Origin of the sequence: Pseudomonas sp. (assembly GCF_035497915.1) — a bacterium.
In the GTDB taxonomy this organism is placed as follows: domain Bacteria; phylum Pseudomonadota; class Gammaproteobacteria; order Pseudomonadales; family Pseudomonadaceae; genus Serpens.
This window is the reverse complement of sequence record NZ_DATJCS010000004.1, coordinates 13,066-35,126: the sequence shown is the minus strand read 5'-3', so window position 1 is coordinate 35,126 and position 22,061 is coordinate 13,066. Positions and strand designations below refer to the sequence as shown.

At 64.1% G+C, this 22,061-nt stretch carries 28 protein-coding genes; 8 read left to right on the top strand and 20 right to left on the bottom strand.

What is annotated here, in order from left to right; all coding sequences use genetic code 11:
- Position 1: 1 nt before the first annotated feature.
- The 6 genes from VL129_RS01010 to VL129_RS00985 form a co-directional block, all read right to left on the bottom strand.
- The gene (locus VL129_RS01010; RefSeq protein WP_325409155.1) at positions 2-2,734 is read right to left on the bottom strand and encodes a toprim domain-containing protein; all 2,733 of its coding nucleotides are present in this window, start codon (positions 2,732-2,734) and stop codon (positions 2-4) included.
- Positions 2,731-2,961, bottom strand: a complete 231-nt coding sequence (locus tag VL129_RS01005; RefSeq protein WP_325409153.1) for a hypothetical protein — start codon at positions 2,959-2,961, stop codon at positions 2,731-2,733. Before VL129_RS01005 ends, VL129_RS01010 begins: the two co-directional genes overlap by 4 nt.
- Before the next feature lie 91 nt (positions 2,962-3,052).
- The gene (locus VL129_RS01000) at positions 3,053-3,268 is read right to left on the bottom strand and encodes a hypothetical protein (protein WP_325409151.1); all 216 of its coding nucleotides are present in this window, start codon (positions 3,266-3,268) and stop codon (positions 3,053-3,055) included.
- Complete coding sequence (locus VL129_RS00995; protein ID WP_325409149.1) at positions 3,261-3,551, bottom strand: Ogr/Delta-like zinc finger protein; 291 nt, start codon at positions 3,549-3,551, stop codon at positions 3,261-3,263. Before VL129_RS00995 ends, VL129_RS01000 begins: the two co-directional genes overlap by 8 nt.
- A gap of 59 nt (positions 3,552-3,610) precedes the next feature.
- Positions 3,611-4,084, bottom strand: coding sequence for a YmfL family putative regulatory protein (locus VL129_RS00990; RefSeq protein WP_325409147.1), 474 nt, complete (start codon positions 4,082-4,084; stop codon positions 3,611-3,613).
- Between the two features lie 35 nt (positions 4,085-4,119).
- Positions 4,120-4,356, bottom strand: coding sequence for a phage-associated protein, BcepMu gp16 family (locus VL129_RS00985; RefSeq protein ID WP_039605921.1), 237 nt, complete (start codon positions 4,354-4,356; stop codon positions 4,120-4,122).
- Between the two features lie 88 nt (positions 4,357-4,444).
- Between VL129_RS00985 and VL129_RS00980 the strand changes: the two genes are divergently transcribed.
- From VL129_RS00980 to VL129_RS00965, 4 genes are all read left to right on the top strand, one after another.
- Positions 4,445-4,858 (top strand): helix-turn-helix domain-containing protein, encoded by a 414-nt coding sequence (locus VL129_RS00980; protein ID WP_052199793.1) that lies wholly within the window; start codon positions 4,445-4,447, stop codon positions 4,856-4,858.
- Between the two features lie 36 nt (positions 4,859-4,894).
- Positions 4,895-5,374: a hypothetical protein gene (locus tag VL129_RS00975; protein ID WP_325409142.1), complete on the top strand. Its 480-nt coding sequence runs from the start codon at positions 4,895-4,897 to the stop codon at positions 5,372-5,374.
- Positions 5,375-5,382: 8 nt separating this feature from the next.
- Complete coding sequence (locus VL129_RS00970; RefSeq protein ID WP_325409140.1) at positions 5,383-5,853, top strand: BRCT domain-containing protein; 471 nt, start codon at positions 5,383-5,385, stop codon at positions 5,851-5,853.
- A gap of 261 nt (positions 5,854-6,114) precedes the next feature.
- Positions 6,115-6,930: a hypothetical protein gene (locus VL129_RS00965; protein ID WP_325409138.1), complete on the top strand. Its 816-nt coding sequence runs from the start codon at positions 6,115-6,117 to the stop codon at positions 6,928-6,930.
- 792 nt (positions 6,931-7,722) lie between these two features.
- Here the strand turns inward: VL129_RS00965 and VL129_RS00960 are convergent.
- Positions 7,723-8,142 carry a hypothetical protein gene (locus VL129_RS00960; protein ID WP_325409136.1) on the bottom strand — a complete coding sequence of 140 codons (420 nt, stop codon included), beginning with the start codon at positions 8,140-8,142 and terminating at the stop codon, positions 7,723-7,725.
- A gap of 80 nt (positions 8,143-8,222) precedes the next feature.
- Between VL129_RS00960 and VL129_RS00955 the strand changes: the two genes are divergently transcribed.
- The 4 genes from VL129_RS00955 to VL129_RS00940 all read left to right on the top strand — a co-directional run bounded on the left by VL129_RS00955 (position 8,223) and on the right by VL129_RS00940 (position 10,779).
- On the top strand, positions 8,223-8,654 hold the full coding sequence (locus tag VL129_RS00955; RefSeq protein ID WP_325409134.1) for a LexA family protein: 432 nt from the start codon (positions 8,223-8,225) through the stop codon (positions 8,652-8,654).
- A gap of 1 nt (position 8,655) precedes the next feature.
- Entirely contained in the window at positions 8,656-9,918 is a 1,263-nt protein-coding gene (gene umuC / locus VL129_RS00950) for a translesion error-prone DNA polymerase V subunit UmuC (protein ID WP_325409132.1), read from the top strand.
- A gap of 88 nt (positions 9,919-10,006) precedes the next feature.
- The gene (locus tag VL129_RS00945; protein WP_325409130.1) at positions 10,007-10,183 is read left to right on the top strand and encodes a type II toxin-antitoxin system HicA family toxin; all 177 of its coding nucleotides are present in this window, start codon (positions 10,007-10,009) and stop codon (positions 10,181-10,183) included.
- Between the two features lie 176 nt (positions 10,184-10,359).
- Complete coding sequence (locus VL129_RS00940) at positions 10,360-10,779, top strand: type II toxin-antitoxin system HicB family antitoxin (protein ID WP_325409128.1); 420 nt, start codon at positions 10,360-10,362, stop codon at positions 10,777-10,779.
- 39 nt (positions 10,780-10,818) lie between these two features.
- Here the strand turns inward: VL129_RS00940 and VL129_RS00935 are convergent, their stop codons facing one another.
- From VL129_RS00935 to VL129_RS00875, 13 genes are all read right to left on the bottom strand, one after another.
- Positions 10,819-12,027 (bottom strand): phage late control D family protein, encoded by a 1,209-nt coding sequence (locus tag VL129_RS00935; protein WP_325409126.1) that lies wholly within the window; start codon positions 12,025-12,027, stop codon positions 10,819-10,821.
- Positions 12,024-12,467, bottom strand: a complete 444-nt coding sequence (locus VL129_RS00930; RefSeq protein WP_325409125.1) for a phage tail protein — start codon at positions 12,465-12,467, stop codon at positions 12,024-12,026. Before VL129_RS00930 ends, VL129_RS00935 begins: the two co-directional genes overlap by 4 nt.
- Positions 12,468-12,474: 7 nt before the next feature.
- Entirely contained in the window at positions 12,475-15,102 is a 2,628-nt protein-coding gene (locus VL129_RS00925) for a phage tail tape measure protein (protein ID WP_325409124.1), read from the bottom strand.
- A 1-nt stretch (position 15,103) separates the two neighbouring features.
- A complete protein-coding gene (locus VL129_RS00920; protein ID WP_039561441.1) occupies positions 15,104-15,223 on the bottom strand; it encodes a GpE family phage tail protein in 120 nt (39 codons plus the stop codon).
- Between the two features lie 8 nt (positions 15,224-15,231).
- Entirely contained in the window at positions 15,232-15,579 is a 348-nt protein-coding gene (locus VL129_RS00915; protein ID WP_325409120.1) for a phage tail assembly protein, read from the bottom strand.
- A gap of 63 nt (positions 15,580-15,642) precedes the next feature.
- A complete protein-coding gene (locus VL129_RS00910) occupies positions 15,643-16,158 on the bottom strand; it encodes a phage major tail tube protein (RefSeq protein WP_325409118.1) in 516 nt (171 codons plus the stop codon).
- 47 nt (positions 16,159-16,205) lie between these two features.
- A complete protein-coding gene (locus VL129_RS00905; RefSeq protein ID WP_325409116.1) occupies positions 16,206-17,393 on the bottom strand; it encodes a phage tail sheath protein in 1,188 nt (395 codons plus the stop codon).
- An 89-nt stretch (positions 17,394-17,482) separates the two neighbouring features.
- On the bottom strand, positions 17,483-17,689 hold the full coding sequence (locus tag VL129_RS17070) for a hypothetical protein (protein WP_414705100.1): 207 nt from the start codon (positions 17,687-17,689) through the stop codon (positions 17,483-17,485).
- Positions 17,690-17,844: 155 nt separating this feature from the next.
- Positions 17,845-19,587: a hypothetical protein gene (locus VL129_RS17065; protein WP_414705097.1), complete on the bottom strand. Its 1,743-nt coding sequence runs from the start codon at positions 19,585-19,587 to the stop codon at positions 17,845-17,847.
- Positions 19,587-20,126: a phage tail protein I gene (locus VL129_RS00890; protein ID WP_325409112.1), complete on the bottom strand. Its 540-nt coding sequence runs from the start codon at positions 20,124-20,126 to the stop codon at positions 19,587-19,589. The genes VL129_RS17065 and VL129_RS00890 overlap by 1 nt, the downstream gene beginning before the upstream one ends.
- Positions 20,119-21,030 carry a baseplate assembly protein gene (locus VL129_RS00885; RefSeq protein ID WP_325409110.1) on the bottom strand — a complete coding sequence of 304 codons (912 nt, stop codon included), beginning with the start codon at positions 21,028-21,030 and terminating at the stop codon, positions 20,119-20,121. Before VL129_RS00885 ends, VL129_RS00890 begins: the two co-directional genes overlap by 8 nt.
- On the bottom strand, positions 21,027-21,380 hold the full coding sequence (locus VL129_RS00880) for a GPW/gp25 family protein (protein ID WP_325409108.1): 354 nt from the start codon (positions 21,378-21,380) through the stop codon (positions 21,027-21,029). Before VL129_RS00880 ends, VL129_RS00885 begins: the two co-directional genes overlap by 4 nt.
- Positions 21,377-22,003: a phage baseplate assembly protein V gene (locus tag VL129_RS00875; RefSeq protein ID WP_325409106.1), complete on the bottom strand. Its 627-nt coding sequence runs from the start codon at positions 22,001-22,003 to the stop codon at positions 21,377-21,379. Before VL129_RS00875 ends, VL129_RS00880 begins: the two co-directional genes overlap by 4 nt.
- Positions 22,004-22,061: the final 58 nt, after the last annotated feature.

The following is a 22,061-nucleotide window of genomic DNA, read 5'->3' as shown; positions in this document are numbered from 1 at the left end:
TTCACTTCTTGAATACCCAGCACTTCACCGTGGTGCAGCGCGGGCTCAGGGGGTTCTTCTGGTTCCAGTGGGCGCGCACGGCGCTGTCCACGCTCTTGTTGGCCTCGATCAGCTTGTGGCGGCGGCTCTCGCGCAGCAGGTCGCGCAGGGTGTTCACGTCGGCCAGCTTCTGGCGGTGCTCGGCGGCGCGCTCGCAGAACTCGTTGAGGTTGATGGCGATCAGCTCGTCCTTCTTGCTGTGGTTCACCATCGGGCCGTCGCCGAGCGATTCCAGGTACTCGTACACCTCCCAGAACTCGGCCACCTGCGGGTGGTCGGCGTTGATCGCCGCCTGCCGCTCCAGGGCCATGCCCATCAGCGTCTGCTGCACGCTGGCCAGCTGGTGGTCGGTGAGGGGCACGATCAGGCGCAGGGCATCCACCAGCGCCATCATCTGCGCGTGGTTCTTGATGATCCGTTCCACGCGGATCTGCTGCAGGCCGCGCAGGGTCGTCTCGTGGACCTTCACCCGCTCGCGGAACAGCTCCAGGACGGCGCCTTCCTTCTTCACCGCCATCAGCAGGAAGTGGGAAACGTCGCGGGCGCCCAGGTGGTTGAGGTTGTCCGCCGCCGCGCGACTGGTGCTGGTGACCTCGGGGCGCACGAAGTGCAGCTTCACGATCCGCGTCATGATCGCCTCGGAGGCCTGCACCGCCGCGTTCTGGCTCATCACCAGCGTGCCCCGGAAGGGCGGCTCGTGGGTTTCGTTGCCGGCAGTCTTCACGCCGGTCACGCCCAGCGAGCCGCCGTTGAACATGGGCTTGAACTCGTCCCAGTCGAACGCCTTGCCGTGGCCGCTGCCGGCCACGTCGCTGCGGTCGGCTTCCAGCATCACCAGCGGCATGCCGCTCACCTGGGCGAGCCAGCGGCGCAGACCGGCCTTGGACATCTTCGAGGGGTCCTTGCCTTCCTCGTCCGGGCGGCCGAACAGCTTCCACAGGAACATCAGCAGGGTGGACTTGCCCGCGCCGGCCTCGCCGGTCACTTCCAGGAACGGGAAGGACTGAAACTCCGCGCGGATCTGTTCGGCGAACAGCGAGCCGAACCAGAAGGCCAGCGCGATGACGCCCTTGGCGCCAAAGCAGGTCCACAGCCAGTCCAGCCACTCGCGGCGGTAGCCCTCGTCGGACAGGGCCAGCTCCAGGCGAATCGACTTCTGCAGCGTCTTGAGGCGCAGCTTGCCGAACTCGAAGTAGTCCTCGTCGTTGGCCTTCTCGACGATGCCACCGCGCACGGCCAGGTCGCCGAACACGTAGGCGCCGTGGTTCTTGCTGTAGCCGATGAAGTCGATGGTTTCGACCGTCTTCAGGCTGTACAGCTGCTCCTTCATGATGCGGTCCAGCTGCGAGCCCGAGCCGGTGAACACCGCGCCGGCGGCCATGCCCAGCAGCCGCTTCTTGAACTCGGAGGCCGCCGCCACCTGGCCACCCGTGAAGGTGTTGCGCACCGGTGGCGCGTCGTGAGGGAAATCAATGCGGAAGTAGTACCACGACTCGTCGGTGATCTCGTTGCGCTGGAAGTACAGCGCCTGCGGGTAGCAGTTGGCGATCTCCACCACCGCGCCACACTGGCGCAGGGCCTTGTCGCGCAGCTGCCGATCGGTGAGGCAGCGGTCTTCGGAATGGTCGCTATCGCGCAGCGCCTGCACCGCCTTGTTCAGCTTCTCCAGGTCGAGCTTGAACCAGTACAGGCGGTTCTCGAACCCGAAGTGAAATTCGTGGCGCGGCATCCATTCATACATCAGCACGCCCTTCTCGACGGCGGACTCGGCCAGCAGCAGCGAGCCGTGATAGCGGGACTCGTTGAGATCGCGCTCGATCTTTTCGGCGCGCTTGGTGGCGTCGTCGATGAACTGCCAGCGCTGGTGCAGGTCGTTCCAGTCCACCTTGCGGTCGCGCTGGGGGATCTGCGCGGCCTCGCAGTGAAATCCCAGCTCGCGGGCCAGACGGGCGTGCTTGCGGGTGAAGCGGTGCGCGCCCGGCTCGTTGTCCAGCGCCCAGATCAGCTTCGGCAGCTTCTGGCCGGCGTCGGCCCGTTGCCGCACCAGGGCCTTGAGCGATTCCTCCGGGTAGTAGGCGCTGCTCATGGCCGACACGGCGTCGATGCCGTGGTGGAGCAGGGCGATGCAGTCGAAGATCCCCTCGACGATCCACAGCTCGTCCACGGTCAGCAGATCCACACAGGGCGGGCACCACCAGTAGCCGCGTGGGCTCTGGCCGGGGGCGAAACGCGCCTTCATCTTGCCGAAGCGGTGCGGCCGGTCGATCAGGCGCTCCCAGTATCCGCCGTGCTCCAGGGTGAAGCGCACCGTGGCGCTGCCGGCGCTGGTCTGGCGGTCCCAGTAGTTCTCCTGGGTGAACCAGCCACCAATCAGGCCCAGGTCGAAGCCGCGGGCGAACTGCAGGTAGGCCATGGCCGTGGCCTTGGGGTCCTGCTCGGTGGACGGGACGCGCTTGCTCCAGTCGTCGAACAGGTCCTCGTAGATTTCCTTCACGTGCCACTGCTGGCCGCACTTGCTCTCGCGGCCGCATTTGATGAACCAGGGCTCGTCCTGGCGAGAATACAGCTCGCGCTTGCCGCAGGCCGGGCATTCGCCCTTGCGCAGGTACTGGGTGCCGCTGGCCGGGCGCAGACCGTAGTCGCTCTCCAGCCGGCGCAGCACCTCGGCGCGGATGGTGTTGTCCATGGACTTCATGCCGCCACCTGCCTGCGCAGCTCGCGCGCCGTGCGGTTCAGTCCGGCGATATAGGGGTGGTCGCGCAGCACGGCCTGGCCGCGCAGGCCTTCCGGCACGTTGCGGTAGCGGTCGGAATACCAGACCTCGGTCATGGCCAGTTCGTACTGACGAACCACCCAGGACAGGTAGGCCTCGGCCTGGGTAGGCGAGAGCTGGATTGAAACGGTGATTTGCGTACTGCTCATGGGTTGCACCTGAATTTCGGGCGTAGCAATCCCCTGCCCACGGAAAGGCGGGCATGGGCTCAAGGGGTTCGGGTTAAGCGGTGGCGCTGTCTCAGTGCTCGGCGACGGGCTCGTCCGGGGCTGGGCTCATGGCCAGATGCGCCAGGCGCGGTGCCATGAAGGCCGGCACGTCCAGCGAGGTCACCAGGTAGTCCGTGGTGCGCTCGAACAACTGCTGGTCGTTGCCCAGGTGTTCGTCGCGGTGGCGGGCCACGAACTGGCGGGCCGCTTCGGTCATCTGCTCCTGGTAGTCGTTGTGGTTATCCATGGGCGGCCTCCAGTGTGTCGATCAGGTCCAGTTGCTGTTTGTCGTCCCGCTTCATGGCTTGCCGGCGCAGGGTGGTGGGCGCCACCGGCAGGCGCACGGTCGGGTTGGCCATGCCGGAGGGGCTGAGCTCGTGGGTCATCTGGAACTCGGCCCGCACCGACCAGCCGCACGCCTCATTGGTGCACTGCAGGTAGGCGATGCGCAGGAATATGTGTTGACCATCGCTGGTCCTGATCCGCATGCGCCCGTGGCAATGCGGGCATACGAGCTTGTAGGTACTCAAACTGCTCTCCCCAACGGCTCCGGCCGGGCCGGTAAAACAGGGGCGCCTTGGCGCCGGATTTATTGGTCGTTCTGTTTGCGGTGCAGGGTGATCACGGCGCCGATTTCGGAATGCCGCGCCGCAATGTGTACCCGGTGGGCGGCAAGGATTGCGGCCAGCTCGGCCTCGTCGATCAGGCCATCGTCCAAAGCTTTAACGATCAGCTGGTCCACCGTGCCGCGCTTGGCCTGGGTTTTCAGGCTGCGCTCGAACAGCTCCACGTTGTCCAGCTCGCCGCGCTCGGGCATGGGCACGAACACGCCGCCGTACAGGGAGCAGATGTAGTCGGGCAGGTGGGTGGTGCCGGTGGTCTGTTCCAGCTGCAGCAGCTGGGCATCGCTCAGCGGCTGGGCGCCGGCGTTCTCGTACACCTGGTTGTCCAGGCGCTTGAGCGGCAGGCCCAGGCGGGCGGCGGCGCACTCGCGGCCGCCGGGGTAGGCACACACCACGGCGCTCATGACCTGGCGGCGGGTTTCAAGGATCGGGCGCTTCATCTTCTCGTTTTCCCGGTAATGGCCAAGGGCTAGGTTCAGCAGGCCTTGGCGAAGGGGTGATCAAGCAGACCGGGGATCAGCTCCACGCCGATCTGAGTCGAGAGGTCGCGCATGACAGAGAAGGCGATGCGCCCATTGGGCAGGGTTTCAGAGCCGGCCCAGCGTTCGACCGTCTGGGTGACCGTGCGCGGCTCGTAACCTTTGGTCAGCGCAAACTGACGAAAACTGAGGCCTTGCTCAATAAGTCGGGCTTGGATCTGGCGCTTATTCATGGTTCCAAGGGTCTCGCTTGGCTAATATGTTCCCAATGCGACGCACCTTAGATTCCCAAATGGGATTCGTCAAGAGGAATTTTCCCATATGGGAATTGGAAAGCGAATTAGAGAAGCAGTTGATGCGCTTGGGCTAAGCCTGAAACAGGCCGCAGATCGCTGCGGAATCTCCTACAGCTCCCTTCAGAACTGGGCCGGTGGTCATCGAGAGCCACGGCCTGATGCACTGATCACCCTTGGGTCCCAATTGGGAATTTCGATTGACTGGCTGCTGACAGGCGAGGGTCCGATGCTGCGCGGCCAAAGCGCGCAGGCCACCGCCGCATCATCCGAGCCTGCGAACCCCCGTGAGCAGGCAATCCTGGAGCTGTACCGCGCCCTGGATGAGGACGCCCAGCGAGAGATACAGAGCGCTGCTGAGGAAAAGAAACGGCTGAAAGCCCTTGAGCAGCGCCTCCAGGAGCTTGAGGCCGTTGTCGCTGATATCAAAAGGCTGGCATGATCTGTTCCCATCAGGAACACACAAGGAACGTGAGACATGCCCTCACTATCGTCCAATGAAGTACATGGACTGGGCCTACGCGGCATCAACGTAGAAACCGACATCTACGGCTCCCACTACACCTTCACGACCCAGGGGTTGTACTGGCTGTTCAACGTGCTTCACGAACAGCCTGTCGCAAAGCGCTCCAAGAAGCTCACCGTCTCCCTCCTCAAGACCATCGCCAAAGCTGCGCCGAACGACCACTGGCGGGAGCTGCGCATCAAGGCCGTCGAGCTTCCTACCGACGGCGCCAGCTATTACCAGCTCGCGATCTACCTGAACGGCACACCGCCGCGCAGCCCGCTGACGGTTGGCCCCCTTGCCGGGCTGTCTGGGCCGATCCCGTTTCTCCTGGAAGGGCGCTTTCTTGCGCTGCCCGATTACGCCGATGCCAATTTGCTTCTAACTGAAGAAGAGCAGGGCGAGCTGTTGGCGGGCGGATTTCTCAAGGCCCGCTTCGGGCTGCTGGGCTGAGGTCTGGAATGGCAGAAGGGATACTTCGGTTTATCTATACCAGTGCGTCTGGTGAAACGAGAGAGCGGACGCTGACTCGATGGAATGAAAACACTGTTTACATTCAGGGGCGCAACGAAACCGACACGCTACCGCGCACCTTCCGTAAAGATCGGGTGAACGAGTACCTGGAAGGCGCCGACCAGCTTCTGTTCGATCAGGCGCCACCCGCGCCCGTCCCGGCCCCCAAAGCGCAAGCGGACGATCGTCCCAAAATTCTCTTTACCGGATTCAAAGCCGCTGATCGTCAACGCCTAGAGATATGGGCGGAGGCCAATGGGCTGCGAGTTATGCGGTCCAAAAGCCCGTTCCTTTCCTTCCTGTGTGTTGGTGCCAACGCCGGGCCTAGCAAGGTCGAAGCCGCCCGCGAGGCGGGAGCATTCATCGTCTCGGAAGACGAGCTGGTGTGGATCCTGGAAACAGGCGAACTGCCCTGCTGATCGGGCCTGCAAGGAGATTGCATAAAACCCCATCGACGACGACTACATCTTCGGCGCCCGCCTGCGCGAAGAGCGCGAACGCCTCGGACTGCAGTTGCACGAACTGCCCCTCAAGGCGGGCCGCACGCACTTGCAACAGAAGCGCATGGAGGAGGGCAAGACGCCGATTCCCATCGACTTATTGATGCAATAAAGTTATTGAAAAGATAAGTATTACTCCCTGGCGGTAAGTGCCGGGGTCTCTCTTCAACAAGGGTGTGTATGAATTTCTTTGTTTTTATCGGTGCATTGCTTGGTTTCTTCATGACATCTGTATTTGCCTTGGCGTTTATTTCGTTTTTCGATGCTAAAGATATTTTTGAGGTGGGTGCCCACGAGCTTCTATCTGCTGCGCTCGGTACCTTTATTGGTGGATTTGTCGTTTTCTATCTCCAGTATTTGGTTGGCCTCCGGAAAGAGTTGCAGGAAAATGCAAATTCATATAACGAAATAGTGCTTTCTACTCACTATAAGTTGACAGCTTTGGAGGGGTTTAAGGATTTTATGCAAGAAAGCGCCAATCTTAAGTATAGGCTGTTGCATATAATTCAGCCGCTCGATGTTAAGAGAGAGCCTAGAGCGGCCTTGGGTGATTTGGTCAGGCTGGATGGTAAATATAAAAATGGCGCAGTGGCCATGCATTTTTTAAGCGCGGAAGAAGTTTATATATCCCTAATGTTGAAGTTTGAAGAAAGAGCTCGTGCTAGGCAGGATTTGTTGGCTAGTCTTGAAAATTTCGTTTTCGATAAAAGTAGTGAGAGTGATGTTTTGAAGTACGGCGATCTAGATGCTTTGGTTAGGCTTTATTATCATACCGAGGAGCTTTTGAGTGATTTGGATATGTCGATAGCTCGTTATAGGGTTGCCTTGCACTCCCTTAATTATTTGGGTGAAAAGGTCTTTGGAGGATCCCGTTTGAAGCTGTATTCACCAGTTATTAAAGAGGGGCTGCAATATTTCCCGCCTTCCCCCTTTGTGGATAAAAGAAATTTTCGCGCTCACTTGGTGAATCTTAGAGTTGGGCTCGCTCGCTTATAATTCAGAAATTTATTCGTGCATCCCTGCCTAGCCCCATTTTTGCGTGCATCGTTCTCAAGTTTCGCACATCGATCAGGTACCTATTCCAGCACCTCCGGTGGATCTGACGTGACCACATGGATCCGCCGATCCTCTTCCGTTTCCAGCAACAACCCCTCCATCGCCTGGCACGGCAGCAGATCACCAGTGCGACTGCCTGGCCGGGTCCTTCTCCATAAAACGCTCCGCGGGTACCCAAACCTCTCGCTGCTGTTAGCGTGCCCATTTCTCCACAGTGACCGAGTCCATCCGTGCCGAGCCGGCAGCTGGCCCGGCTGCCCTCTAGGCCGGCCCAAGCAAACCACTCGAAGCTGCCGCCAGCCAGCAGCACGCAAACTTGGGCGGTAAGTGTATCCATTCAAGCTAGAGGTATCGGCGCCCGCTTCGTCTGGGTTTTTTTGCCCTAAGGATTCAAAAACCCACCGTATTGAGGCGAGGGCCAGCCGGCCTGTTTAAAGCCACATACTGTGGACAGAGGCACCTCGCTCCTGTCTATCCTCATAGTCTCAAGGAGGTACTTCGCTTGATAGAAGCTCAATCCCTTTTCCAGCTGATGACAGATCTGCTCGGCCTCTGGATTTTCATAATCCGGTTTCGGGAGATGCGTATTCGCTCGAATGGAAAAAAATGTTATCAGATGGCGCCGCAGGTTCTGATTTTGCTAGCCCTCGAAACTCGGCAGCATGCCTTGCGAGTGCTAACGGCACTTAAAATTGCGGAAAATGTTACCAGCGTGTCCGGAAGTTTTTTGGGCTATTGAATGCTGGGCCACCGATCATGCACCCATTTCAGCCCTTCCGGTGGATCTGACGTAACCACATAGACCCGCCGTTCTTCTTGCGCTTCGAGCAACAGCCCCTCGATCGTTTGGCCAGGCAGTAGATCAAACCAGTGCGACTGCTTGGCCGGATCCTTCTCCATGAACCGCTTCGCCGGTACCCGAACCTCTCGCGGCTGGTAGCGTGCCCATTTCCCCGACGTGATCGAATCTACACGTGCCCATCCTGTCGCCGGCAGCTTGCCTGGCTGCTCCCCGCGCCGGCCCCAGGCGACCCTCTCGACGCTTCCATCCGCCAGAAGCACCGGCAGCGCGGCTTTCGGATTCGGGAAGTACACCCGCACGGGCTGGCCGGTGTTGGTGTATCGGCCCGCAATTTCGACGCCTCCGCACATGCTGCCTCCTGTCCTGATTTCATTGCCGTCAGGTGTCTGCCAGAATACTGTCCATCTATACAGTAGTACGAGTATCGGCAATGTCACTCGACCTCCTCGGCGTTCCCAAGCCTTCCGGCACCTTGCTGCCATTCTTCACCAGCACCGTGGCGGCGGGCTTTCCATCCCCAGCGGAAGACCACATCGAAGCCAGCTTGTCCCTGGATGAGCTGTGTATCCGCCACCCTGCGTCCACCTTCTTCCTGCGTGTTTCCGGCGACAGCATGACCGGCCTGGGCATCTTCGACGGCGATGTCCTGGTGGTGGATCGCTCGCTGACGCCACAGCCCGGCATGGTGGTGGTGGCCATCGTGAGCGGCAGTTTCACCTGCAAGCGGTTGGATCTTGAGGGAGGCCTGCCGGTGCTGCGTGCGGCCAATCCCAGCTACCCGGACATTCGCCTGGGGGAGGGGGAGGATCTGGAGGTGTTTGGCGTGGTCAGCCACTGCATCCACAAGCTGCCGGTGTTCTGAAATGCGTCCAGTGTTTGCCCTGGTGGACTGCAACAACTTCTATGTGTCGTGCGAACGGCTGTTCCGCCCGGATCTGCGCGGCGCGCCGGTGGTGGTGCTGAGTAACAACGATGGCTGCGTCATCAGCCGCAGCAACGAGGCCAAGGCGCTGGGCATCGCCATGGGCGAGCCGTATTTCAAGCTGCGGGATCTGATCGAGGCGCATGGCGTTCAGGTGTTCAGCTCCAATTACGCCCTGTACGGCAACGTCTCGTCCCGGGTGGTCAGCGTGTTGCGCGAGATGGCGCCACGGATGGAGGTGTACTCCATCGATGAGAGCTTCCTGGACCTGACCGGCTTTCACCAGCCGCTGTCGGCCTATGGCCGGATGATCAAGGCCGAGGCCTATCGGCTGACGGGCATCCCGGTCGGCGTGGGGATCTCCTCCACCAAAACGCTGGCCAAGCTGGCGAACTGGGCGGCGAAGCGGCGCAGCCAGAGCGGGGTGGTGGTAGCGACCCGCACGGACCAGCAGCGAGCGTTGCTCAAGGACGCGCCGCTGGGCGAGGTCTGGGGCGTAGGCCGCAAGCTGCAGAAGCACCTGGGTGATATAGGGCTGACCACGGCCTGGGATCTGGCGCAGCAGGACCCGGCAACGATGCGCAAACGCTTCAGCGTGGTGATGGAGAAAACCATCCGGGAGCTACGCGGCGAGGCCTGCTATGCGCTGGAGGATGGGCCGGAACCTAAGCAAATGATCACCTGTAGTCGCTCGTTCTCGGAGCGGGTGACCGATCTGGAGCCACTGCGTGAGGCGGTGGCCACCTACGCGAGCCGGGCAGGGGAGAAACTGCGCGCCCAGGGCGATCTTTGCCAGTTGCTGCAGGTGTATATCCGCACCGGGGTGTTCAACCCCAACGAGAAACAGTACGCCCGCACCGCCAGCGTGCCGCTGCCGTTCCCGAGCAATGACACGCGGGATCTGGTGGCAGCCGCCCTGGCTGGTTTGGAGAGCATCTACCTGCCGGGTTACCGCTTCCTAAAAGCCGGTGTGGTGCTGATGAACCTGGTCAGCCCCAGCCAGGTCCAGGGCGATCTGTTCGCAGCGTCACCGCGCCCGCGCAGCCAGGAGCTGATGAGTGTTCTGGATAGGGTGAACACTCAGATGGGGCGCGGCACGCTCCGGCTCGCTCGCGTGCCGCAGGCGGCTGGGTGGGCGATGAGGCAATCGCTTAAGTCGCCGGGGTATGTGAGTCGGTGGGAGGACCTGCCTCGGAGCATCTGAGGTGATTCATGGCGAACAACAGAAATGTTGCATTAACAACAGAAATGTTGCATTATCTCTCTCGCCACCTAAGCTGAAGGAGCCGTACATGAAGTACAGCGAGCTGAAGCGGTGGTTAGCCCAGCAGGGTGTCGAATTCCAGCCGGGGAAGGGAAGCCACCTGTTAGCAAGCCTGAACGGTAAGCAGACAGTTTTTCCCTTCCATGGCTCCAAGGAAATCGGCGAAGGGCTCCGCCGCAAAATACTGAAGGACCTAGGCCTGTAAGGCTAGGTCCTTCGGGACTCAAAGCGGGCTCTAATTCCATCTAATCACTGTTATGTGAAATCGCCGAAACTAAAAGAAGATCATAATTTCTAAATAGATAAACTGAAAACTGAAAACTGAAAACTGAAAACTGAAAATCCGAAATCGAAAGCCGACGAGTATAGAAGGTAAATTTTATGGAGTATTATGTAGAGGTTGAGCAAGACACCAACGGTAGTGTTTTGGTCACTTGCTTCGATATTCCCGAGTTTGTAAGTGTTGGGGATGATATCGAAGAATCCCTTGTTAATGCTGTGGATGGCTTGGAAGCAGCTCTGGAAATCTACATCCAGCAACGGCGCAAATGGCCCGCTCCCGCCAAGCGCCAGGGTGTAAATGTCTATGCGGTAAGAATTCCAGCATTAGTTGCTGCAAAGGCTATGTTGCACAACGAAATGGTTGATCAGGGTGTAAGAAAAGCAGAGCTAGCACGTCGTTTGCATGTGGCAATGCCTCAGGTTGATCGACTTCTTGATGTAAAACATAAATCCAAAATTGAAGGGATCGAAGAGGCGTTAGAGCGCCTTGGTAGACGCTTGGAAGTTTCTCTTGTTTGATAGCTAAAAAACCCGGCCATAGCGCCGGGTTTTTTATTCCTACAATTTCTGCAACCGTCCCCACTCCCTCTCCACCGCCCGCCGGGCCGCCGCCTGCCCGCTGTACAGCTGCTTGAGCCGCAGCACATTCCCGCCCCGTCCCGCCGTTTCGTATTTCTGCTGCCCGCTGGCCTCGCGGTAGTACGCCCGCACGCCCGTGTAGCCCTCGCCGCTGTCCAGCAGATCGGCGATCTGTTCGTCGGGCAGCTGGGACTCCAGCTCCAGGCTGGTGGTGTAGGCCTCGGGCCGGTAGCTGTGGGTCAGGCTGCGACCGAGCCAGATGAGGGCGCCGATCTCGTCCTTCACGCCGGTGAGGCTGAAGGTCTGGTCCGGTACCAGATCCGGGCGGCCCCTGGCCAGGGTGTAGCTGAGCGTGGCGGTGCCGCGCTGCAGGCGGGTCCATTCGGCGCGGGCGGCGCTCAACGCCGCGTCGCGGTCGGCGTAGCTGTGGCGCAGGTCCTTGAGGTTGCCGTCGGCGCCGGCGATGGCTTCCTGCTTCTTGGTGCTGCCGGGGTTGTAGTAGTAGGCGCGCACGCCGCTGTAGCTGTCGCGGTCGGCTTCCAGGTAGCGGTGCTGATCGCCGTCTTCGCGGGTCAGGGTGATATGCGGCAGGGCCAGCCCGCTGGCGGTACTGGCGCCGCCCACCGGCATGAACAGCAGGCGCCCGGCCTTGATGGCGGCGATGGCGTCGTGCTCGTGGCCCAGGCGGGTGAGCAGGTTGGCGTCAGATTCGTTGGCCTGGTCCAGGTGCGCGATCGGCACGGCGGCCAGGCTCGCTTCCACCTGGGGCGTGAGGCTGTGCCGCGCGGCGACGGCGGACAGCACCGCGCCCAGGGTGGTGGCGTGCCAGCTCTGTTCGCGGCGGGTTTTCAGGTCGCCGCGCAGGTCCGCCGACCGTGCGCGAATGCTCAGCGTATCCGGTGCGCCGCTGTGCTCCAGCTCGTCCACAGTGAAGGTGCCCTTGTCCACCAGGCCGCTGTCGCTCCAGCCCAGCCACAGGCGCAATTCGGCGCCGCGCGGGGGAATGGCCAGCTTGCCGTCGTGGTCGCTGAGGGCCACGTCGAGCTGGTCGGCCTCCATGCCCCGGTTGTCGGTCAGGGTCAGCTCCACCAGGCGCTTTTCCACCGCGGCGGTGATGTCGGTGCCGTTGACCACCAGCCGGCAGATGGGCCGGGCGTAGGCCAGCTGTTTGCGGGCGGCCTCGATCATAGCCGGCGGCCCTGCAGCAGGCCGAAGCCGGCCTGGGTGGCGGTGCCGAGCAGATCGATGCTGCCGTCATCGATGCGCTGCAGGGTGAGGGTGAACTCGATGCGGCGCGCGGCGCCGTCGCGGAAGAACAGCGTCCTGGTCTCCTGCAGGTTCTCAATGATCCACACACCGTAGATCTTCCCGGTGCCCTCGATCAGCGGCCAGGCCTTGCCGGTGTCGCCCATGGCGCGCAGGGCATCGAGGCTCAGCGCGGTGCCGGCCAGGCCCGGCAGCAGCACGCCGGACAGGGTGATGGTGTCGTCGTCACGGCCCTGGAACTGCCGCGCCGGGTTCGTGCCGACGCGGCTGGTCTTGCCGTGGACCCAGGCGGTCTGCCGCTGGAAATCCTGATAGGCCAGCGTCTCCAGCGAGAAGACGAACAAGCCGAGGGCCATCATCATGGGTCGGTTACTCCTGGTCGTGCAGGCTGCTGCGGATGCGGGCGGCCTTGGCGCGCTCGCGGCGGTCCAGTTCGGCGGCCACGGCCTGGCCGATTGCGTGGGGGTCCATGCCGGGCGCGGCGTGGATGGTGATCTGGTAGGTGTTGGTCACCGTCGCCGGTGCCGACGCGCTCAGGCTGGCTGGGCTCAGCGGGGCGCGGTTGTCGATGCGGATCGGCTCGTCGGCCAGCAGCGGGCCGGTCGCCGCCAGGGTCAGCGCGCCGGCGGCGGCCAGGCGCTTGCCCATCTCGCCCACGGCCGACAGCGGGCCACCTTCGCCCTGGACGATGCCCTTCTGCAGGCCGTCCATGGTGTGGCCGCCCAGTTCGGCGAACACCCGCGAGGGCGAGTGAATGCCCAGGGTTTCCTTGAACCAGCCGATGGCGCTCTCGCCGGCGCCGATGATCGCGTCCTTGACGGCCGCCAGCCGGCTGGTGATGCCGTTGACCATGCCGTCCAGGAGCATGCCGCCGAACTCGGTGAAGCGCCCCGGTAGCTCGATGCCGAACCAGTCCAGTACGCCGGCAAAGGCGCGATAGAACAGGCCGAGCGGGCTGAAGTTGACGATGGTGGCGGCGATGCCGGCCAGGCCGCCGCTGAAGCCTGCCTTCAGTCCCTCCCAAAGGCCCAGCGCGCCCGCTTTCAGGCCTTCCCAGAGGGCGGTGAATTTCGGGCCGAGGGTGCCCCAGTTCTTCCAGATCAGGTAGGCGCCGCCGGCGATCAGGGCGATGGCGCCGATGATCCAGCCGAGCGGGGTCATCAGCAGCGCCTTGCCGAGCAGCAGCACGCCCTTGGCGGCCATCGGCAGCGCGGTGCGGCCGAGGGTGACGAGTGGACCGAGGAAGCGAGCGGCGCCGAAGCGCAGCACGCTCATGCCGTAGCTGACCATGGCGATGGGGCCGAGCACGCTGGCCAGCACCAGGGCCAGGCCGCCGCCGGCGGCCATCAGGATGCCCAGCCCGGCAGCGGTCTTGACGATGTTGGCGGCCAGGGTGGGGTTCGCGGCGATCCACTCGCGGACGCGGCCGACGATGCGGGTGATGCCCTGGGTCAGTTGGCGTAGCGGGCCGTTCTGGTCGCGCATCATGGTCGAGGTGAGGTTGGTCCAGGCGCCGCCCAGCTTGGCGATATCGCCGCGCAGGTCGTCGCGCAGCACGGTGCCCAGTCCTTCGGCGGCGCCTTCCACCTGGCCGAGGTTGTTCCTGGAGCGCGACAGGGCGCGCAGGAAGTCGGGGATCTGGTCGACGGCCAGGTCCTCGACCGGTGTACCGAACAGGGCGATGGCGGCGTTGGCGCGCTCGGCCGGGTCGGTGATGTTGAGCAGCGCCTTGGCGGTGGTCTGTAGAGCGCGCTGGGCGCCGTCGCCGCCGGCGGCAATGGCCGAGGACATCGCCTCGGCGTCCAGGCCGATGCTCTCGTAGGCTTCCTGGCTGGCCTTGCTCATGTCCGAGCCGCGGATGCTGAATTCCTTGATGGCGTCGCCGGTCTTGTCCAGGGCGAACTTGCCCTGCTTGGCCATCTCCACCAGCAGGCTCATGGCCTCCTGGCCATCGAAGCCCATGCCCCGGAAGTGGGTGCTGTACTCGTGCAGGATCTCGGGCAGCTCGCCGCGCATCTGCGTGGAGACGGATTGCATGCCCCGGGTGAGCAGATCCAGCGCCTCGTCGCTGTTCTTGGCCAGGCCGTTCTGCATCATGATCGCGGCCACCTGGATGTTCTCCGCCACGTCGCCGCCCAGCACGGCGCTCATGTCCAGGGCGCGGCGGCTGATGCGTTGCAGTTCGTCATCCCCCACTTCGCCCAGGGCGCCCAGGGTGCTGCGCACCGCGCCCACGGCGGCACCGATGGCGGCCATGTCGTCGCTGACGCCCTCGGTGCGGATGCTCTGGATGATCTGGGTGTAGCGGGTGGCCTGCTCGCGGCCTTCGCCCGTCTGCGCGGCGATGATCCCGCCCTGCTGATCGGCGGCCATCTGCGGGGCCATCAGACGGGCGCCCGCGTACAGAATGCCGGTGCCGCTGGCCACCCCGGCGGCGCCGGTGGCGGCCATGCTGCCGGCCAGACCTTGCGCTTTCTCATAGCTGGCCTTGGCCTCGGCCAGGCGCTTCTGCTGCTGGCCGAGCTTGCGCAGGCGTTCGGTCTGGTCGGTGATGTCGCGGTTGGCCTCGGCCATGTTCCGGCGCAGGCGCTGCTCGTGCTCGCCCAGGTTGCGGGTGCCGATGCCTGCCTGCTGCAGCCGAGTGCGCAGGCCCTGTAGCTCCTGCTGCTGGCCCTGGTGCTGCTGCTTGAGGCGTTGCGCCTGCCGCACCGCCTGCTGGAATTCCTGGCGCATCTGCCGGGTGGGGTTGGCCGTGGCGGCCATCTGCCGGGACAGACGACGCACCTCGTCCTGCTGCGCCTGGAGGGCGTTGCCGGTCTGCTGCGCGGCGCCCTTGAGCTGCCGGAAGCTGCTGATGTCGCGTTGCTGACCCTGCAACCCCTTGAGCGCTTCGCGGCTGGCCTTGAGCTGCCGGGCCAGGCCTTCGCTGCCCTGCATCACGTTGCGAATGGGCCGGGTGGCCCGGTCCACGGCCTGCAAAACCACGGCCAGTCTCATGTCACGCGCCATCGGGGTCTACTCTCCGGCGGGCCTGTTCCCGCCATTCCATCAGCTCGGACAGGGGCAGCGGATTGAGGTCCGCCGGCCCCCAGTGAAACACCAGGGCGATGTCCGCCATGGCGTCCTCTACGCGGTGAGGGAGGCCTCCTCCTTGAAGCGCTTCTGCACCAAAAAACCGGTCACCGCGACGCCCAGCTGGGTCAGGTCGGCCGGGTCCATACGGCTGATTTCGTTCTCGGTCAGGGTGGGGATGGTGATGCGCGGCAGCACCTTGCGCAGGGCCAGCACGTCCATCTGGAGCAAGTCCTGGAGCGAGACGCCGCGCAGTTCGCCGGCCATGGGCTTGCGCACCAGGACCTCATTGATGGTCTGCTCGCCGCGCTGGATGGGGCTGTCCAGGGGGACGGTTTCCTGGTTGGGGTTCTTCTTGGCCTCGGTCTGGTCGAGGGCGGCGGTGGTTTCTTGCTTGGCCATGGTGGGGTTCCTTGAGGTAGACGGTGGATTACGAAACGGTGGCTTCTGGGTGACGGGCATGGGTTACAGGCCGATGGCCTGGCGATGCGCGGCCAGCAGGTCTTCGCCGTCCACCATGAAGATGAAATTCAGAAGATCGATCTCGATGATCACCTCGCCGTCCACGGTCAGCTTGTAGTAGCTGCAGGTGGTGGCGTACTTGTGCTCGGTGTCCTCGCCGGGTTTGCTTTCGCCCTGGTCGATTTCCGCGTGGCGGCCGCGCACGACGACTTCCACGGCGCTCACTTCGCCGGTGTCGTCACGCTGCACGGAGCCGGCGAAGCGCAGCATCACGCCGTCGACCTTGGTGATGCCGAACTGCTTGAGGGCGGTCAGGTCCCAGCCGCCGAGGGTCCACTCCAGCTGGATGCCATCGTCGCTGTGGCCCAGATCGACATCGACCGCGCCGTCCATGCCGCCGGCGCGGAATTTCTCCATCTTGCGGCCCAGCTTGGGCAGGGTGACGGAGCCGCACTGTCCGACGTAGCTGACGCCATCGTTGAACAGGTTCATGTGTTTCAGTTTCTTGGGCAGTGCCATACGGGCGCTCTCCTAGGGCGCGGCCGGAGCCGCGCGGGTCAATGGGCTCAGCCTTTCACGCCGGCGGCGAAGGTCACCAGGTGGCGGTCGGTGATGCGCTGACGCAGGGTCAGGTCTTCCAGCGGCGGCACCGGGGTGTAGTCGTAATCCAGGAACAGCTTGCCGGCCTTGAGGGTGTCCTTGTCGTTGGCGGCCTCATCGAACCAGGCCTCGCCGCCGATCAGGTACCCACCCCGGACCAGCTCGCGGAACTTGGCGTTGATGCTTTCCAGCATGTCCTTCACCAGCGACGGGTGCATGGGTTTGTCCATCGCCCAGAACTGCGCCTCGGCCATGGTGTCGGCCAGCACCTGGGCGGTGCGGGTGTAGTTCTCGAAGGCGAACAGCGGGTCGGCCGAGCAGGTGCGCGAGCCCCAGAAGCGAAAGCCGTCGCGGCGGATCAGCGTGGTGACTTCGCTGGCATTGAGCAGGCCGGCGTCGGTGGCGGGGTTCTGCAGGTCCCAGAACACCGGCTTGCTGATGCCGGTCACGCCGTTGACCGGCATGTTCGAGAGGGTCTTGTGCCAGCCGATCTGCTGGTCGAGCTGGGCGCGCAGGCCCAGGGCGCGGGCCACGGCGCTGGCCGGCATGTCGGCTGCCAGGGCGGTGTCGAAGGCCATGAAGTCCGGCCAGAGCAGCATCAGCTCGCGGGCGCCGAAGCCGTCGCGGTAGGCGATGGCGTCGGAGACGGTTTCCGCGCCCATGCAGCTGGCATAGGCGAAGCCGCGCAGCTTCTGGGCGATGCTGATCAGCTCGGTGGTGACCGGCAGGGTGTCCAGGCCCGGAACGCCCAGGATGCGCGGACGCACGCCGAGCATGGCTTCGGCGGCCAGCAGCGCCTTGAGGCCGGTGTACTCGCCGGTGGGCGTCACGCCGCCGATGACCTTCACCGCCTGGTCGGCGGCCTTGGCTTCGTCGTCGGCGCCTTCGCCATCCGCCACGCGCACCACCACGGTCACCGGGCTGGCGTTGTCGGCGATGGCATCCAGGCTGCGGGCCAGGGTGCCCAGCTCGCCGGCCGAGCCGGACGCGCGCAGCACGTCGGTGAGCAGCACGGGCTTGTTGAGGGGGAAAACGGTTTCGTCGGCGTCGGAGCCGGTGCAAATCATGCCGACAGTGGCGGTGGAGACGGTGCGGATCGGGCGCGAGCCCTCGTTGATTTCGAGGACCCGGACGCCGTGGTGGTAGTCGCTCATGGGGCAAACCTGCGCAGGAGTGGGTAGTCCTGCGCAGGGTGACGCGCGCGCGTGGCGGGAGCGATGGGTGGGGGTTGTAGCGGGGGCGGTTACAACGCGGGAAGCGGATAACGGGCCTTGATCGCCTCGACCGCCGCGATCCAGGCGGTGTAGTCGGGGGCGGTGCCGTTGATCAGGGCGTCGTAGTCGGCCTCAGCTCGCAACGGATCTGACTCTGCGACATAGGCGGCACGGCGTAGCGATTGGACTTGCTCTACCGTCAAGGGCACGGGCTCGGGTTCAACGTAGGGTGCGATCTCCCCGAATTGGCCGTCTAGCAGCAGTTGGTAAATGATGCGGCCACCCTCGTCCGGATCGTTGGGGGAGGCTGTGAATGGAATCCAGCCGTGGAGGGGGTGGTCCAGCTCGCAATCAACCAACCCTGCACGCGTGAACATAGGGTTACGCAACATCATGCAATCCTCAACCATAGTGTAGCGCGGTCAACATAGGCGCCACCGATCTTGCTGCCCTCCCAGTACCCACTTTGCCCCATACAACGCCATGTGCCTGGTGGGGCCAAATTGTAGTAGCCAGGCTGTCCATTCGAGCCCGTCAGCGTACTGGCGTAACGTAGCGCGCTGCCGGCGAGCGTAGCGCCTGGCTGGATGGCTGCTGTAGTCGAGAGGTGCATCAGGAGCGCATACGTCCCCACTTCCCCTACGGCAGCCCCTGCATTCGCGGCCAGCACCGACGCGGCGGTAGCTGCTGCGGAGATAGTTACATTCGACCCACTGTTTACCGCAGTCCCATTGATAGTGATGGGGGTGGCCAGGGAAGATGCCTTGGCTGCCGTCTCTGTTTTTCCCAACTTGCCCGCCAGGGCGTTGGTCATCGTGGTCGCAAAGTTCGGGTCGTTGCCCAACGCCGCAGCCAGCTCTTGCAGGGTATCCAGCGCGGCCGGCGAGGAGTTGACCAGCGCCGCGACAGCCGCCCGCACGAACGCTGTGGTGGCGATCTGGGTGGTGTTGGTTCCAGCGGCAGCGGTGGGCGCCGTGGGCGTGCCGGTCAGCGCGGGCGAGGCAAGTGGCGCCTTGGCCGCCAGCGCGGCGGCCAGGCCGGTGATGGTGCTGATCGCCTGCTCACCCGTATGCGACGAACGCGCGCGCAACTGGGCATCCGTTGCGTTGGCGGTAGCACCCGCCGCGATGCCGTTGAGCTTGGTCAGCAGCGCTGCGGTGAAGTCGTTCGTCGACAGCCCCTTCCCCGCTACCTTGTCGACCTTGTTCGCCAGGGCGTTGGTCATCGTGGTCGCAAAGTTCGGGTCGTTGCCCAAGGCCGCAGCCAGTTCTTGCAGCGTGTCCAACGCCGCCGGCGAGGAGTTGACCAGGGCCGCGACAGCCGCCCGCACGAACGCCGTGGTGGCGATCTGTGTGGTGTTGGTTCCAGCGGCAGCGGTGGGCGCCGTGGGCGTGCCGGTCAGCGCGGGCGAGGCCAGCGGGGCTGCCTTCAGTGTGGCTCGTGCCGCAGCATCATCGGCATCGTCGAGCAGCGTTCGGATGAATGCGGTCAACGGTGCAGTGGCGAACTTGTCCGGACCGGTGGCATAAATTAGTTGGTTGGCCTCAATCACCAACTGAGCGAGGGCTGTAAGTGTGGCGTCCAGCGGCTGTCGCTTCGCCGTTTCCTGGGCTACTCCGGCAGGCGTGGCAGCTCGCCGGCTATCGGTGCCGTCTGCCATCTCCTCGGCATTGGCAAGCTCCACCACACCAGCCATCTCGGTCGTTGCCGGCGGGTTGATGAACTCGATGTCACCGAACTGGATCTGCTCGGCGTCGATGTCCTCCAGCAGCACATCGCTGGCCAGCAGCATGATGCTGGGGGCTGCCTTCTGGATGATCCAGCCATCCGCTGCCGGCTGGGAGCATACGGCGAACAGCGTGCCCTTGTCGGTGATCAGGCCGAACTCGCCGACGTTGTAGGCATTGGTGGATTCATCGCGCACGGTAACGTGCAGGATGCCGTCACCCACGGCTGTACCGGCGATGGAGCTCAAGCGGGTGACTTCATGGACCAGGGCGGTCTGGGTGCGGCCGAGTTCGTACTGGGCGTCGCCGATGGCCACCGCAACGATGGTGACAGCATTGAAGCCCAGGTGGCTGTTGTGGATCAGCTCGGCGCGGCCGGCATCGGTAATGGTGAGTTTCAACGTCATCAGGTGGCCTCGGTCAGCGTCAGGCGGCGGTAGATGACCGGGCGAGCGCCGCCGATCAGGCCCAGTCGGCCTTGCGCTTCGATGCCCAGCTCCACGGTGAAATGGGAGCGCGCGGGCTTGACCCGCTCGATTTCGCGATGGAGATCCAGCTGGTAGTCCGCGTGCCGGTTGGCGCCGTCGGCGATGGTCAGCAGCACCTCGAAGGTGTGCGGCTCGCCCTGTGGTGCCTTCTGCCACCACTCGCGCAGAGCCAGGCCGGCGCCCATGGCGGCGATCACCTGGCGAACGGCGGCCACGGTGCCCTTGAGGCGCTTCACCTGCAGGGAATCGGCGATGGCCTGGCGGCGCTGCTGCTCGGTCCAGTAGGTCGGCCAGGTTTCCACGCCCAGGCTCCAGGCCAGCCACGGCAGCAGGTGAGCCGGGCAGGTCCAGGGGTTCCACAAGGTCTTGATGGGCACCGGCAGGTCGGAAATGCGCGCTCCCACTTTGGCCAGCTTGCGTTCCAGGGGCGAGCTTTTGGGCGGCAGCAGGCTATCCATGCACACCCCCATCGATCAGCTCGATTGAGATGCAGCGGGACGCCTCAGCGGGCTGGACGATCAGGTCCGCCGCCGGGGATGTCAGCTCCACGCGGCGCACGCCGGGTTGATGCAGCGCCCGGTAGAGGCCGGAGAGGGAGACATCCAGCCCGAGGCGGTGACGCTCCTGGGCGTAGTCGGCGACCGCCGTGCGTGCGGCAGTCAGGGCGACCTCGGTATAGGGGCCGGGCTCAAAATACAGCGTGGCGGTGATGCTGTAGTCGACCAGGACGGCGGGTTGCACGGTCACATAGTCGGTGAGGATGCGCACGTCCTCGGCGGTGACGGCCGCCTGCACCTGGTCGAGCAGGGCCTGGCTGGGCAGGCCGCCATCGGCCCGCGACAGCACGTGAACCACCACACGCCCAGGCAACGGGCTCAGGGCGTCGGCATCCAGCACCTGACCACTGGCGGTCAGGGCGTGATAGCGGTAGTAGTCGCGGGTCCCGCCCTTGCTCTTGGCTTCGAGGGCGAGCTGGTAGCGGCGCAGCAGGTCGGCGTCGGACTCGTATACCGCTGCGGTGGGCGGCACGGCGTTCGGGTTGGCGGGCGTTATCAGCAGGCGCGTCACTTTCTCGAATGCGACCAGATTGTCCAGATCCCCGTCTTTGGCATAGGGCAGCATGCAGGCCTGGGCGCCCTCGTTGATGCGCTGCCGCAGGATCAACTCGCGGTAGGCGTTCTCCTGAAGCAGCTTGGTCAGCGGTTCGGACTCCAGCTCCAGGTCGGCGGCGATCTTGGCGCGCTGGTCTTCGGGGTACAGGCTGATGAGGTGCGCCTTGCGCTCGTCCAGCAGCTGCTCGTAGTCCAGCGGCTCGATGACGTTCGGGGCGGGGATGCCCGACAGGTCGATGACGGTGGTCATGCCATCGCCCCCATCTGCAGCGGCACCCGCAGGTTCAATCGCTCATTGGTGTCGACGCGCTGGCCGTCCAGGTCGAGGAAAGCCTGGCCGGGGCGCTCGCCCAGGCTTAGCGCCACGGCGCTCAGGCTGATGCGCGGCTCCCAGCGCATCAGGGCCATGACGATGGCGGCATAGGCCTGCAGCGTGGTCTGGCCGTTGAGGGGCCAGTCGATCAGGTCGGGCAGCAGGCTGCCGTAGTCGCGGCGCATGATGCGGGTGTTCAGCGGAGTGGTCAGGATGTCCGCAATGGACTGGGCCAGGTGCTCGCGCTCGCTCAGGGCGCGGCCGGTGGTTGCGCTCATGCCGGTCATGGGACGGGAACTCCCGCTGTGCCATTGCCGGGCAGAACGCCACTGGTGCGGTGCTTGGTAAGGCTGATGTCACCGGCCAGCACATCCGCGTCGGTGGTGATGTCATCAACGGCGGTAATGCCGGCATCAGTGCTGATGGCGTCTGTCGCGTGCAGGGTGCTGTCGGTGCTCACCGCTTCGGTGGCGTGCAGGGTGCCCTCGATGCGCACCGGCCCGACGATGCGCGAGCCGCCAGTGGCGATCAGCTCGAAGGTGCCGCCTTCGGGCAGTTCGGCGCGCAGGGCGTGGGCGGCGGTGTCGTACTCGATGACGGCGCCGTCGCGGTAGGTGCGGCGGTGGCGGGTCGGGCTGTCGTCCGGGGCCGGGAAATCGTCGCCATTCAGGCCGACCAGGGCGAAACCCTGCTCGGGGTTGCCGGAGGGGCACAGCACCAGGCACTGCTCGTTGACGCTCGGCGGGTCCCATTCGCGGTCCTCGCCGGCGCGCTGGGCGAACACCATCAGCCAGCCGGTGAGCAGGCCGCCGGTGGCCACCCGCACACGCAGCGGCGCGTGCGTCACCTCGGCGATGACGCCGGGACGGATCAGGTTTTCGATGCGGCGGATGACGTCGGCGATATTCATGCCGGCGATGCTGCCGCCCGCGCGCGCAGGGCGCACGGGCCGGGGGTTGTAGCGGCGG